The sequence below is a fragment of the Flavobacterium sp. CF136 genome (genome assembly GCF_000282055.1).
Lineage (GTDB): Bacteria > Bacteroidota > Bacteroidia > Flavobacteriales > Flavobacteriaceae > Flavobacterium.
This window is the reverse complement of record NZ_AKJZ01000008.1, coordinates 96,846-112,104: the sequence shown is the minus strand read 5'-3', so window position 1 is coordinate 112,104 and position 15,259 is coordinate 96,846. Positions and strand designations below refer to the sequence as shown.

Genomic DNA, 15,259 nt, shown 5'->3' with positions numbered 1-15,259 from the left:
TTCACAATGCGTTCTGTAAAATTATTATCATTTAAGAACCGTTTTTCTAATATTCCTATAAAAGTGTAAGCGAAATTATAATTTCGATACATTATGTTTAACGAAATCTTTATTTTTGTAAAAAAAAAATATCAAGAATGAAACTAAAAGAACAAGGCCTTTATTTGCCAGAATTCGAGCACGAAAACTGCGGAGCTGGTTTTATCTGCAATCTTAAAGGAGAAAAGACAAACCAAATTATTCATGACGCTCTTGAAATACTAGTTAAACTGGAACACAGGGGTGGAGTGAGTGCTGATGGTAAAACAGGAGATGGAGCTGGACTTTTAATAGATATTCCTCACGAGTACTTCAAGAGGGTGTCAGGTTTTGAATTGCCTGCTGCACGTGAATATGCTGTTGGAATGGTGTTTTTGCCAAAAATTACAAATCAATACGATTATTGTAAAGATATTTTTGAAAAAGAAGTCAAAGCACAAGGACTTTCTGTTTTAGGATGGAGAGAGGTGCCGGTTGATTCTTCTCAATTAGGTGAAATTGCATTAGCATCAGAGCCAAAAATCGAGCAACTTTTTATTGGAAAAAAAGAAGCTATTGAGGATGCTGTATTTAAAGCAAAATTATATGCTGCACGTAAAATTACGGAGCATATTATCAGAAGTTCAAAAATATCGCAAAGCTCTTATTTTTACGTTCCAAGTTTATCTACAACGACCATAATATATAAAGGTATCATTATGCCTGAAGATATTGGTCCGTATTATACCGATTTACAACAAACGGATTTGGTTACTCGTCTTGCATTAGTACACCAGCGTTTCTCTACTAATACAATGCCTACGTGGGAATTGGCTCAGCCATTTAGATATATGTGTCAAAATGGTGAGATCAATACTTTGCGTGGTAACGTGAGTAGAATGCGTGTTCGTGAAGAAATTATGAAAAGTGAGGTTTTCGGACCGCAAATCGATAAATTATTCCCAATTATTTTACCGGGCAAATCAGATTCTGCTTCTATGGATATGGTTGTGGAATTATTAACGCATACCGGAAGATCATTGCCTGAAGTAATGATGATGATGATTCCTGAAGCCTGGGAAAAACACAAAACAATGTCGCCTGAAAGAAAAGCATTTTATGAATATAATGCTTGTATCATGGAGCCATGGGATGGTCCTGCTTCTGTACCTTTTTCTGACGGTGATTATGTGGGTGCTTTATTGGACCGTAACGGACTAAGACCTTCAAGATATACTGTTACCAAAAGTGGTAAGTTAATTATGGCATCCGAAATCGGAGTTGTAGATGTTCCTGCAGAAGATGTAGAAAGCCATGGTAGATTAGAGCCGGGGAAAATGTTCCTGGTTGATATGAACAATGGACGCATCATTAATGATGAAGAAATTAAAAGCAAAATTGTTTCTGAAAGACCTTATCAGGAATGGCTTGATCAATATAGATTACATCTAAGGGATGTTCCTTCAACATCTGAAGTTTGTCCTATAGAAACTATCGATCTGCCAACAAGAGAACGTCTTTTTAACTATACCTTAGAAGATATTCAGGATGTGATTACGCCAATGGCTCAAACCGGTAAAGAGGCTTTGGGTTCGATGGGAACAGATACACCTCTTGCGGTATTATCAGACAGACCTCAGTTAATTCCAAATTACTTCAAACAGTTATTTGCTCAGGTTACCAATCCGCCTTTGGATGGAATCCGTGAAGAAATTGTGACTGATATTGCTTTGAATTTAGGCCAGGATCGTAATATTTTTGATATTACCAGTAAACAATGCCGAAAATTAAGAATTCAGAATCCGGTTATTTCTAATGGTGATTTAGAAAAAATCAGAACGATTTCTATTGATAATTTTAAAGCAGAAACGTTTGAAATTTTATATCCTAAATTGGAGGGTATGAATGGTTTGGAAAATGCTTTAGACGCAATTATTGTCCAAATAACAAAGGCAGTAGAAAGAGGTACAAATATTATTATTCTTTCAGACAGAGGGGCTAATAAAGAGTTTGCACCGATTCCTGCGTTATTGGCATGTTCCTATGTAAATCATCAAATGAACCGTTTGCGTAAGCGTTCTTATTTTGATATTATTATGGAATCTGCTGAACCACGTGAACCGCATCATTTTGCTACATTGTTTGGATATGGCGCCAGTGCGATTAATCCATATATGGTAAATGAAATTATTCGTGTACAGGTACAGGAAGGATTCATTACCGGAATCAGTGAACAAAAAGCGGTTGACAATTTCAATAAAGCTATTGGTTCAGGGATCTTGAAAATTATGAATAAAATTGGAATCTCAACATTACATTCATACAGAGGTTCTCAAATTTTTGAAATTGTTGGATTCAATTCTAAATTTGTTCAAAAATACTTCCCATATACTACTTCAAGAATTGAAGGTATTGGATTGTATGAAATTGAAAAAGAAATTACGGAAAGATACAAATATGCATACCCTGATAAATTAATTCCAAACAGATTAGGTTTAAATATTGGAGGAGAATACAGATGGAGACGTAATGGAGAAAGACACATGTTTAATCCAACTACGATTGCCAAATTACAACAGGCTGTTCGATTGAGTGATCAGGCTAGTTACGATGTATATTCGAATGCAGTTAACGATCAGGCTAAAAATTTAATGACTATTCGTGGATTATTTGAATTTGATAATTTAAATCCAATTCCATTAGACGAAGTTGAACCATGGACAGAAATTGTAAAACGTTTCAAAACGGGAGCAATGTCTTACGGATCTATCTCAAGAGAAGCGCATGAAAATTTAGCTATTGCAATGAACCGTATTGGAGGAAAATCCAATTCAGGTGAAGGTGGAGAAGACAGAAAACGTTTTCAGCCGGACATCAATGGAGACAGTCGTAACTCGGCTATCAAGCAAGTTGCTTCGGGACGTTTTGGAGTTACTTCCCACTACTTATCAAGCGCAAAAGAAATTCAGATTAAAATGGCTCAGGGAGCTAAACCCGGAGAAGGTGGTCAGTTACCCGGAGAAAAAGTATTACCGTGGATTGCAGAAGCACGTAATTCAACTCCTTTCGTAGGATTGATTTCGCCTCCGCCACACCACGATATTTATTCTATTGAAGATTTGGCACAATTAATCTTTGACTTGAAAAATGCCAACAGAGAAGCCCGTATCAATGTGAAATTGGTTTCTGAAGTTGGAGTTGGAACAATCGCTGCAGGTGTTGCTAAAGCGAAAGCTGATGTTGTTTTAATTGCAGGTTATGATGGTGGAACAGGAGCTTCTCCTTTAACATCATTGAAACATGCCGGACTTCCCTGGGAACTTGGATTGGCAGAAGCACAACAAACTTTGGTATTGAATAACTTAAGAAGCAGAATTGTTGTAGAATGTGACGGTCAGTTAAAAACTGGACGTGATGTAGCTATTGCTGCTTTATTAGGTGCTGAAGAATTTGGTTTTGCAACCGCTCCTCTTGTAGCTTCCGGTTGTATCATGATGCGTAAATGTCACCTGAATACTTGTCCGGTAGGAATTGCTACTCAGGATAAAGATTTGCGTAAAAATTTCAAAGGAACACCAGAACACGTTATTAATTTCTTCTATTATGTTGCAGAAGAATTGAGAGGTATTATGGCGCAATTAGGATTCAGAACTTTAGGAGAAATGGTGGGACAAACCCATAAAATCAATTCTAACAAAGCTATTGATCACTATAAAGCAAGAGGTTTAGACTTATCTTCTATTTTGTACAGACCGGCAGCGTATAAAACAATGCCAGTTTCAAATACAGAAAAGCAGGACCATAATTTAGAAGGTGTATTGGATTTCCAAATCCTGAAAGATTCTCACCGTGCTTTATACAGAAAAGAAAAAATGACTTTAGCGTATCCAATCAACAACATAAACCGTTCAGTTGGTGCTATTGTAAGTAATGAAATTTCTAAAATATATGGTCACCTTGGATTACCTGAGGATACCTTAAATATTAATTTTACTGGTTCTGCAGGTCAGAGTTTAGGGGCGTTTAGTGCTCATGGACTGACATTTACTGTAGAAGGAAATACGAATGATTATTTAGGTAAAGGATTGTCCGGAGCTAAATTAATCATTAAAAAACCTGCAAAAGCCACTTTTGTAGCTGAGAAGAATATCATTGTTGGAAACGTTTGTTTATTTGGTGCAATCGAAGGAGAGGCTTATATTAATGGTATAGCCGGAGAACGATTTGCAGTACGTAATTCTGGAGCGGTTGCTGTAGTGGAAGGTGTTGGAGATCACGGTTGTGAGTACATGACCGGAGGTAAAGTTGTAGTACTGGGCAGTACCGGCCGTAATTTTGCGGCAGGTATGAGTGGTGGTATTGCTTATATCTATGATCCTGAACACAAATTTAAGAACGGATTGTGTAATACTGAAACAATTGAATTCGAAACAGTCGAAGGCGAAGATGAAGCTGACTTAAGAGGATTGATTGAAAAACACGTTCTGTACACGGAAAGCAGCAGAGGGAAAGAATTATTAAATGATTGGGCAACAAGCTTAGACAATTTTGTAAAAGTTATGCCTACAGAGTACAAAAAAGCGTTAAAGCGTCTGGAAACAGAAGAACAAATGGTAGAAGAATTAACAGCATAATACAATGGGAAAAGTAACAGGTTTTAAAGAATTCGAAAGACAAGACGAATCATATCTAGCGGTTAAAGAACGTGTAGGAAATTATAATGAATTTACGATTCCTTTGAGTGAAGCTGAAATTACTACTCAAGGATCTCGTTGCATGGATTGTGGTATTCCTTTTTGTCACAGTGGTTGCCCTCTTGGGAATTTAATTCCCGATTTCAATCACATGGTGTATCAGGAAGAATGGCAAAAAGCCTCATGGATTTTACATTCAACCAATAATTTTCCTGAATTTACAGGACGTCTTTGCCCGGCACCATGTGAAAAAGCATGTGTGTTAGGACTTATTGAAGATCCAATTTCTATAGAGAATATTGAAAAAAATATCGTTGAACGTGCTTTTAAGGAAGGATGGATCAAACCACAGCCACCAAAGGTAAGAACTGGTAAAACAGTTGCAGTTGTAGGTTCCGGTCCTGCAGGTTTGGCAGCAGCACAACAATTAAACAGAGCAGGTCATACTGTTACTGTTTTTGAAAGAGACAATGCTATTGGAGGTTTATTGCGTTATGGAATTCCGAATTTTAAATTAGAAAAAGGGATTATCGACAGACGTGTGGCTATTTTAGAAGCAGAAGGAATTACTTTTAAAGTAAATGCTAATGTTGGTGTAAATTACGCTATTGAAGATTTAAAAGCATTCGATTCTATTGTACTTTGTGGCGGAGCTACAGAAAGAAGAGGTTTGCCTACTCCGGGAGCTGATGCTGATGGTGTGGTTCAGGCTATGGATTTCTTGTCTCAACAAACAAAAGTACTATACGGAGAGAAAATTGAAAATCAGGTATTGGCAACCGGTAAAGATGTTATTGTAATTGGAGGTGGAGATACAGGATCTGATTGCGTAGGGACATCAAACCGTCACGGGGCAAAATCGGTAACTAACTTCGAAATCATGCCTAAGCCGCCGGTAGGAAGAGATAAATCGACTCCTTGGCCTTACTGGCCGCTGCAGTTAAAAACATCAACTTCACACAAAGAAGGTTGTGACAGAAACTGGTTAATTAACACAAAAGAATTTATCAAGGATGCCAATGGTAAATTGATAGCTTTAAAAACAGTAAATGTTGACTGGAAAATAGTTCCCGGACAACGTCCTGAGTTAATTGAAGTAGAAGGTTCTGAAAAAGTATGGCCTTGTGATTTAGCTTTATTGGCACTTGGATTTACCGGACCGGAAAAAACGTTAAGCGAGCAATTAGGATTAGAACTTGATTTTAGAAGCAACTACAAAGCTCATAATTACCAGACTAATGTTCCAAACGTATTTACTGCCGGAGATATGAGAAGAGGGCAATCATTAATTGTCTGGGCGATATCTGAAGGTAGAGAGGCCGCCAGACAAGTTGATATTTACTTAATGGGTAAATCTGATTTGCCTACTAAAGAAGGTGGAGATTTATTGGGAGTATAATAACAAAAGAAATATTTTTAAAAGACCTTGATTCATTTTCAAGGTCTTTTTTTTGTTCAAAAAATATCTTGAAATGTAAAAATGAATAAACTAAATCTTCCTTATTGAACAGTATCTATTGATGAATTCCAAAAATAAATACCTCAAAAATTATTAAGTGTTGATAGATTATTTAGTTCAAAAAGGATTACTTTTAGTCGGTTTTAAAGATTATAAATTCTCAAGCAATAGTTGAAATTTAAGCATTTTTAATGAGACATTATGGAAGATAAAAATATCATTATATACAATACCCAGGATGGAAAATCTGCTGTTTCTCTTTATGTAAAAGAGGATTCTGTTTGGATGAATCAGCAACAACTTGCAGAACTTTTTGACACCTCTAAACAAAATATCAGCTTGCATATAATAAATATACTGGAGGATAGAGAGTTAGATGTGAATTCAGTTGTCAAGGATTACTTGACAACTGCTTCAGATGGTAAAAATTATAATGTAACTTTTTACAGTTTAGATATGATTTTGGCTATTGGCTTTAGGGTACGAAGCAAACGAGGTACACAGTTCAGGCAATGGGCAAATCACAATCTGAAAGAATATATGATTAAGGGATTTGTTATGGATGATGAACGCCTTAAAAATCCTGATGGAAGACCTGACTATTTTGATGAACTGCTTGCCAGGATAAGAGACGTTAGAGCTTCTGAAAAACGTTTTTACCAAAAAGTAAGAGATTTGTTTGCCCTGAGCAGCGACTATGATGCTACTGACAAAGCAACTCAAATGTTTTTTGCTGAAACACAGAATAAATTACTCTTTGCTATTACAGGAAAAACTGCTGCCGAAATTATAGTAAGCAGGGCTAATGAAAACGAAACCAATATGGCATTAACCAATTGGAAAGGAACTGTGGTAAGAAAACAGGATATTTTTATTGCAAAGAATTACCTAACCGAAGATGAAATTGACAGCCTGAATCGTTTTATAGTTGTCTTTTTGGAAACAGCGGAATTGAGAGCCAAAAACAGGCAGGATATTACAATGAATTTTTGGAAAGAAAATGTAGATAAAATTTTAGACCTGAACGACAAACCTATCTTACATGGCAAAGGCAGTATTAGTAATCCCCAAATGGAGGAAATAGCAGAAAAAGTCTATCGCACTTTTAATACAAAACGAAAAACAGAAGAAGCTAAAAAAGCAGATCTCGAAGATTTGCAAGAACTGAAAGCTTTGGAACAAGAGATTAAAAATAATAAAAAATAATAACCTGAAATTAATATTTTAACCATTGTTTTCTAATGTAAGTAAGATAGAATTTACTGATGATTATGGGTGTTCTTAACGAATATATGAACGTTTGGATAATCAAAGATAATTTGCAACTGGAAGTTACAAAAAATCAAATATTACTTTATATTACATTTGTTCCAAAAAACAATAATATAAAAGATAAATGTTTATTTTGAAACAATTTGTTATAATTTGTTATTTTTCTACATTTAATTTGTATACTCTCAAAAGAGTAATAAATTTGCTTAAAATAGTTTAACAATGCAAGCAAAAGATTTACTGCAGTTAGCAGACCAATTTGGAAGTCCATTATATGTTTATGATGCCGAAAAAATCCAATCACAGTACAACAGGTTAACGAAAGCTTTCTCTAAGGTAGAAAACTTGCGAATTAACTATGCCATGAAGGCTTTGTCTAATGTTGCGATTCTTCAGTTATTAAAGAACATGGGGTCAGGCTTAGATACTGTATCAATTCAGGAAGTTTTATTAGGGCTTCATGCTGGCTATGAACCTGAAAAAATCTTCTTTACACCAAACGGTGTTTCGTTGGAAGAGATCGAGCAAGTTGCCGAAATGGGGGTTCAGATTAATATTGACAACCTTTCCATATTAGAGCAATTCGGAACAAAATATCCAACCGTACCTGTATGTATACGTATCAATCCGCACGTAATGGCGGGTGGGAACGAAAATATTTCGGTAGGTCATATTGATAGTAAATTCGGAATTTCTGTACATCAATTACCTCATTTAGTGCGTATTGTAGAAAATACGAATATGAATATCGTAGGTATCCACATGCACACAGGATCTGATATTTTAGATATTGAAGTGTTTTTATATGCAGCCGAAATATTATTCGACGCAGCTAAAAAATTCAAAAACCTGGAGTTTTTAGATTTCGGAAGCGGATTCAAAGTACCTTACAAAAAAGACGATATCGAAACGGATATTGAGGAATTAGGTAAAAAATTATCAAAAAGATTCAATTCTTTTTGTGCTGAATATGGCAAAGATTTAACCCTGATTTTCGAACCTGGAAAATTCTTAGTGAGCGAAGCAGGTTTCTTTTTGGCGAAAGTAAACGTAGTAAAACAAACGACTTCAACAGTTTTTGCCGGAATTGATAGTGGTTTCAACCATTTGATTCGTCCAATGTTCTACGGTTCACAGCACCATATTGAAAACATCTCAAATCCAAAAGGGAAAGAGCGTTTTTACTCCGTAGTAGGATACATTTGCGAAACCGATACGTTTGCAAGCAACAGAAGAATCCCGGAAATTGCAGAAGGCGATATCTTAGCATTCAGAAACGCAGGAGCATATTGTTTCTCAATGGCATCGAACTACAATTCAAGATACAAACCGGCTGAGGTTTTATGGATGAACGGTCAGGGAATCCTGATTCGTCAACACGAAACATTCGAAGATTTGCTTAAAAATCAAATTCCGTTGCCTGTAGAAGCAACAGTTTAAAAATAAAAAAAAAAGAGAATATCAATGATGAAGTCCCATTCCCGAAAGGTGAATGGGATTTTTTTTGCTCAATAAGGTCAGGCTGAGCGAAGTCGAAGCTCTCATCCCGTTTGTCATAATGATGAAGGAAGACACGAGCGATAGCCAAATCCCTTTAAACAAAGAATTTTCACTGTCAATAGAGATAAATTCAACTACTTCTAAATCAGATATTTTATTTCTGTAAACATCTGATTTAGTCTAATTTACAATACAAAGAATTTATTATTTATAAAAATTCTTACATATTTTTTTATTAAATTTGAGATAGAGGGTGTTTTTGTGTTTCAAGATGCTGATTTTTAACATTTTGTGGAAGTATGTTTTACTTACAAATAATTGCATCCATAGATATGTATTAAATAAAGTTTTAATTTAAAATGGTTTACTATGAAATTTTACATTCTAATCTTTTTAAGCATACTTTCGGTTTCCTGCCTTTCTCAGAATGACAGCCTAAAGATAAAAAATGACAGCATAAAAATAAAAAAAGACAATCGGTTCAAAGTAGCAGGTTCCGTACTTGCAGACAGCTTTCATAGTGTCCCGGGTGATTTTTCAGCAATGGGACATAACGTGTCAGGTAACTGGAAAAGAACAGCTCTTTATACTGCGGGGATAATTGGTTTAATAGCCATTGACAAACAAACTACAGGTTTTTTGCACGATAAGATTGAACCGAATATTGATTATAGTTTGCCTGATATTGGACCAAAAAATACTAAAATTATAACCGGAGATGACCCCTATATTGTTTACCCAATCATTGGACTGTATGCAGGTTCATTAATTATTAACAACAAAAAAGGACAAGTTGTTGCTCTTAATGCTGCTAAATCTTTAGCATATTCTTATGTTATAACTCAGATATTTCTAAAAACGATAACATCGAGAAACAGGCCTCAAAGAAGAATAAATGATGATAAACCTGTAGTAGAGCCCTGGACAAAAGATCCATGGGATTTTGGAAACTTCCATGGGATTCACTTCGAGCAAGGTGGTCCTGGTACTTCATTTCCTTCTTTTCATACTACCTCTTATTTTGCTGTTGCAAAAGTATTCCAAATGGAATACAACAACTATTGGATCCCTTATACATTTGTAACAGCGGTATTCCTTGCAGATATAAAAAGTCATGACCATTGGGTTTCCGACTTATTGGTAGGTGGATTAATAGGTACAATAATTGGACGATCTGTAGTAATTAGCAGCCGTAAGCAAATAGCAAAAAATGAATCCAGTGCTTTTAACGACAATTCTAAAAAATTTAGAATGCAAAAACAATTAATCCCTCAAATTTCAAATTCTATGATTGGGCTCCATTTTATTGGAACTTTTTAGACTCTGAATTATAACAAAATTTATTTTAACCATCTGTCACGATATAAACTTCGATATTGAATGCTTCGGCGATATGTTCAGAAATGACATGTGGCTCTAGCTTGCGACTTATAACAACACGTTATGACATCTCAAAAGATGAATGGGATTTTTTTGCTCTTCCATACCAAATGAACTTCCATTAACTCAAATAAAAATATTATTTTAGCTTAATAGAAATTCAATTACAGTTAAAATAATTGTACCTGCCATAATCCAAAAATTAAAAACAAAACCCATGAAAATTACGATTCCCCTGTCGGCATTATTTCTGTTACTTACTACTAATTTATTCAGCCAGACTATCGCTGATTTAAAACTAAAAAATAAAGAAATTCCCAAAAGCTACTTTTTAAGCGATGGTAACAACTGTGTTTCTGCTCAGGCCTGCACTTTTTATAACGATATTGAAACATATAGCAATATTGTTGGAACGGTAAAAAGCAAACAAATGCAAAGTTTTAAAAGTAAAACAGATAGTGGGTCTATCATGTATTTTGAATTTGAAAACAGATTCAAAGGTGATAGGTTTCTGCAAGGATTGCTGTGGGGAAAAGACAACGAACCAACAGACGCACATCCGGAAGAATATCTTGCAAAAGGAAAATTTCTGATTATCTGGAGTTTTCATCCGGACAGTACCATCAAAGAAAAATCAGAAGCTAAAATAGATGCGATTTTGCAATAAGCAGCAAAACGCCACGCTTTGAGAAATGGTAAGCAAAAAACGTTTTTTAGACCATGACATTATTATTTCAAACAATTAAACATAAAAAATGAAACCACAAATACGAATTTTAATCTATTCCATATTATTTTTTACATATAGTTTTTCAACTTCACTTTTCCTCACGCTAGGCGAAAAGTTAAAAGACTATAGATTTATAACTTTAGGCTGCGGTTTTTTACTTATAAATCTTATTTATTCCTTTTTGATATTAAAATGGACACCTTTATTAAATATAGTCTGTTCTGTTATAATTGCACCTTTGGCCTTATTCTTAGCTTTAAAGTTTGGAGATTTACATCTATTTTCACAATATGATGCTTATGGTATCAAGACGGCATTAATGGCCAATGCTCTTTTTCCTATTATTTTTTGGGAAATTGTTTATCAAATAAAAACGAAAAATAGTATTTCTACAACTAAATAATATTGTAATTCAGGTATCTAAATTTTCTCCTTCTAAATTAAATTTAGGAAAAATCATTCAAATATTATTCTATCTTTGCGAAAAAATACGCTGTTCACTATAACTTTTCCAAAACCACACAGCGTTGCAATATTTTAGAACTACTATGAAAAAAGCATTTATTCTAATTATTCTTTTTACAATTATTGGTTGTAAGAAGTCTGATAAAATAGAAAGAGAAAACCAGCCAGCAATTTATAACGTTGAAAATCAGGATGCCGAAATGAACAATATCATCATTGAAGCTAAACAAACGCTACCGGAATTTTATAAGGCATTGGAAAGTAAGAATGCAAATCAGGATTTTTTTGCTATTAAAATACATTTTAAAGTAAATAACGATGGAGAACATATCTGGATCAACGGTTTGTTTAAACGAAACGGAGAATATTTTGGCGTAGTTGATAACCTTCCTGAACTAACAAAGGAAGTTAAACAAGGAGATACAATTAAAATAGATTCAAGCAGGGTAAGTGACTGGATGTATTTGGATAATGGTGAATTGAAAGGCGGCTATACAATAAGATTACTTAGAAACAGAATGTCGGAAGAAGAAAGGGCAGAGTTTGATAAAACAAGCGGAATGGCTATAAAATAATTACGGAATAATAATAATGGTTCCTTGTGCCACAAGTTTAACATTGGGTGTTGTAATGTAGCCCCGTAGAGGCGCACGGCAGTGCGTCTGCGTTATATCTGATTACACAATTCATTCAGTCAAAATTAAATTTCAGAAAAGGCATAGTTGTTGAAAGCTAAAAAAGATATATTTACACCTTTAAAAGCGATACTTATGCAAAAAATTACTTTACTGGTTTCTATCTTATTTCTGGTGTTTTCATGTGGCGTAAAAACAACGCAATCGCTTATAAACGATGGTGATTACGACGGTGCTATAAACCGTGCTGTTGAGGCATTAAAAACTAAAAAGGACTCCAAAGGAAAACAAGATTATGTGTATCTGCTCGAAGAAGCTTTTGCCAAAGCAAAGGACAGGGATTTACGAGATCTTGAAATGATGGAGAAAGAAAAAAATCCGGCCAATCTGGAGCGTATCTACAATACTTATATACAATTAAATAATCGTCAGGAAAAAATCAGGCCTTTATTACCACTTCAATTGCTAAAACAGGGTAGAAATGCTCAGTTTCAGTTCGATAATTATTCAGATCAGATTGTAAGCAGCAAAAATGCCTTATCAAAATATTTATATGAAAATGCACAAGTTCTTTTAAAGTCATCAAACAAACTTGATTTCAGAAAGGCGTATGATGATTTAGCATATCTGGAAAGCATTAATCCAAATTATAAGAATGCCAGGAAATTAATGGACGATGCACAATTTAAGGGAACTGACTTTGTAAATGTGTATGCGACGAACGAAACCAATATGATCATTCCGAGACAATTGCAAAATGATTTATTAGATTTCAGTACTTACGGATTAAATGATAAATGGACAGTTTATCACAACGTCAAACAAAAAAATATTAGTTACGATTATGGCCTGATTTTAAACTTCAGAGAAATATTCATTTCGCCGGAACAGATAAAAGAAAAAGAATTCACTAAAGAAAGAGAAATTAAAGATGGTGTAAGAACACTTTTGGATAGTAGAGGAAAGCCTGTAAAAGACAGTTTAGGACGCCCGATAAAAGTCGATAATTTTAAGATAATCAAAATCAGAATTTTCGAATTCAGGCAATACAAAGCATGTCAGGTAACTGCTAAAGTAGATTATGTAAATTTAAAAACCAATCAGTTAATGCAATCATTTCCTGTGGCTAGCGAATATGTTTTTGAAAATGTTTATTCAACTTATCGCGGTAACATAAATGCATGCGATGAAAATTATTTAGGTTATTTCAATAAGCGACCAGTACCTTTCCCAAACAATGAACAAATGGTTTTTGATACCGGTGAAGACCTTAAAGCCAAATTCAAAAATATTATCGTCCGAAACAGATTCAGATAAAAACAAAAAATATTTATAATCCCATTTGTCATAAGGCAAATGGGATTTTTTTTTGGAGGTTGCCAAAAAAAAAATTAAAAAAAATAATGCGAAACCAAAAAGTTGCGTATATTTGCAACTGATTGATTGCGTAATTAAATAAATCAAAAATGAAACGAGATATTTTTCAAGCTATTGCCGACCCAACCCGCAGAGCTATTTTGGTACTGATTTCTTCGTCTGCATTAACACCAAATGCAATAGCCGAAAAATTCAATACAACGCGGCAGGCAGTTTCAAAACACATTAAAATCCTTAATGAATGTGAATTATTAGAGGAAAGAAAAACGGGAAGGGAAATCTATTATCAGCTTAAGATTGATAAAATGAAAGAAGTAGACCAATGGCTGGAACAATTTAAACAGATATGGGAAAACCGTTTCAATCAACTGGATCAAGTATTAATTAATTTAAAAGCTAAAGAAAATGAAAACTAATCTTTTAATGAATTTTTCCGTAGATAAAGAAAATTGTACGGTTAATGTAAAACGTGAATTTAATGCTCCAATTGCGAATGTTTGGTCTGCCTGGACAGAAGTAGAAATCCTGGATCAATGGTGGGCTCCAACTCCCTGGAAGTCTAAAACAAAAAGGATGGATTTTAAAGTTGGAGGCCGAAGACTGTATGCAATGGTTGGTCCTGAAGGTCAGGAACGCTGGAGTTTCTTTGATTATACTTCAATTTCTCCAAAAACGAATTTTAAGCATTCTTCGACTTTTTGTGATTCTGAAGAGAATCCGGATCCAAATTTAGGAAGTTCTTACTGGGATCTCACTTTCTCCGAACAGGGCAATTCGACAATTGTTGATATTGCGATTCGACGCGATAGCTTAGCCGAGTTAGAAATGATTATCGAAATGGGCTTCAAGGAAGGATTTACAATTGCAATGGAAGGTTTGGATAAAATCTTTGAGGCAGGAAAGTAAAAACCGTTTCAATAAACTGAATTAAGTAATAATGAATTTAAAATCTAAAGAAAATGAAATCTAATCTTTTAATGAATTTTACCGTAGATAAAGAAAATAGCACGGTTAATGTAAAACGTGAATTTAACGCTCCAATTGCTAATGTTTGGTCTGCTTGGACAGAAGCTGAAATCCTGGATCAATGGTGGGCGCCTGCTCCGTGGAAATCGAGAACAAAAAGTATGAATTTTAAAGAAGGAGGTCAGAGACTTTATGCAATGGTCGGACCGGAAGGTGAAGAGCATTGGGCTTTGGCTGACTTTAAATCTATAACGCCTAAAACAAATTTTAAATATCTGGATGCTTTTTGCGACAGCGAAGGCAATTTAAACAATGATTTTCCGCGTTCTGACTGGGACGTGACTTTTTCTCATCATGGGAATTCAACTTTTGTTGATATCGTAATAAAACATGAAAAATTATCCGATTTGGAAATGATTATCGAAATGGGCTTCAAGGAAGGATTCACAATTGCAATGGAAGGGCTGGATAAAATTTTTGAATCAGAAATAAAATAGATTACATTAATTTGGTAAAAAAGACTGTAATATAATAAAGCTTTTGAGCAACGAGAAAACTCTACAGGGTAATTAACTGCAGAGTTTCTCTTTTTTTATATATTATCAGGAATTGTAAAAAAATAATGAATTTTTCTCCAAACGAAAAGAGAAAAGGACAATGAAGAAATTTTATAAGACACAAATTAAATTTTTTGAGATAAACAAAACAATTTCTGAAATTTATCTTTGGTTTAAGATGAAAGAAAATTTTCTTAACTCATAAT

General features: G+C 34.5%; 12 protein-coding genes. All 12 read left to right on the top strand.

What is annotated here, in order from left to right:
• The first annotated feature begins 137 nt into the window (after window positions 1–137).
• Complete coding sequence (gene gltB, locus PMI10_RS02955; RefSeq protein ID WP_007804319.1) at window positions 138–4,652, top strand: glutamate synthase large subunit; 4,515 nt, start codon at window positions 138–140, stop codon at window positions 4,650–4,652.
• 4 nt (window positions 4,653–4,656) lie between these two features.
• The gene (locus PMI10_RS02950; RefSeq protein WP_007804317.1) at window positions 4,657–6,111 is read left to right on the top strand and encodes a glutamate synthase subunit beta; all 1,455 of its coding nucleotides are present in this window, start codon (window positions 4,657–4,659) and stop codon (window positions 6,109–6,111) included.
• Window positions 6,112–6,372: 261 nt separating this feature from the next.
• Window positions 6,373–7,377: a virulence RhuM family protein gene (locus tag PMI10_RS02945; RefSeq protein ID WP_007804315.1), complete on the top strand. Its 1,005-nt coding sequence runs from the start codon at window positions 6,373–6,375 to the stop codon at window positions 7,375–7,377.
• A gap of 288 nt (window positions 7,378–7,665) precedes the next feature.
• Window positions 7,666–8,883 carry a diaminopimelate decarboxylase gene (lysA, locus tag PMI10_RS02940; protein WP_007804311.1) on the top strand — a complete coding sequence of 406 codons (1,218 nt, stop codon included), beginning with the start codon at window positions 7,666–7,668 and terminating at the stop codon, window positions 8,881–8,883.
• Window positions 8,884–9,312: 429 nt separating this feature from the next.
• Complete coding sequence (locus PMI10_RS02935) at window positions 9,313–10,263, top strand: phosphatase PAP2 family protein (protein WP_007804309.1); 951 nt, start codon at window positions 9,313–9,315, stop codon at window positions 10,261–10,263.
• Window positions 10,264–10,540: 277 nt separating this feature from the next.
• Entirely contained in the window at window positions 10,541–10,990 is a 450-nt protein-coding gene (locus tag PMI10_RS02930; RefSeq protein WP_007804307.1) for a hypothetical protein, read from the top strand.
• Window positions 10,991–11,078: 88 nt separating this feature from the next.
• Window positions 11,079–11,456, top strand: a complete 378-nt coding sequence (locus PMI10_RS02925) for a hypothetical protein (protein WP_007804305.1) — start codon at window positions 11,079–11,081, stop codon at window positions 11,454–11,456.
• A 145-nt stretch (window positions 11,457–11,601) separates the two neighbouring features.
• Window positions 11,602–12,093: a YegJ family protein gene (locus PMI10_RS02920; protein WP_035631258.1), complete on the top strand. Its 492-nt coding sequence runs from the start codon at window positions 11,602–11,604 to the stop codon at window positions 12,091–12,093.
• Between the two features lie 195 nt (window positions 12,094–12,288).
• Window positions 12,289–13,470 carry a hypothetical protein gene (locus PMI10_RS02915; RefSeq protein WP_007804301.1) on the top strand — a complete coding sequence of 394 codons (1,182 nt, stop codon included), beginning with the start codon at window positions 12,289–12,291 and terminating at the stop codon, window positions 13,468–13,470.
• Window positions 13,471–13,619: 149 nt separating this feature from the next.
• On the top strand, window positions 13,620–13,946 hold the full coding sequence (locus PMI10_RS02910; RefSeq protein ID WP_007804299.1) for an ArsR/SmtB family transcription factor: 327 nt from the start codon (window positions 13,620–13,622) through the stop codon (window positions 13,944–13,946).
• A complete protein-coding gene (locus PMI10_RS02905; protein WP_007804297.1) occupies window positions 13,936–14,436 on the top strand; it encodes an SRPBCC family protein in 501 nt (166 codons plus the stop codon). The genes PMI10_RS02910 and PMI10_RS02905 overlap by 11 nt, the downstream gene beginning before the upstream one ends.
• Window positions 14,437–14,489: 53 nt before the next feature.
• Window positions 14,490–14,993, top strand: a complete 504-nt coding sequence (locus PMI10_RS02900; RefSeq protein WP_007804296.1) for an SRPBCC family protein — start codon at window positions 14,490–14,492, stop codon at window positions 14,991–14,993.
• Window positions 14,994–15,259: the final 266 nt, after the last annotated feature.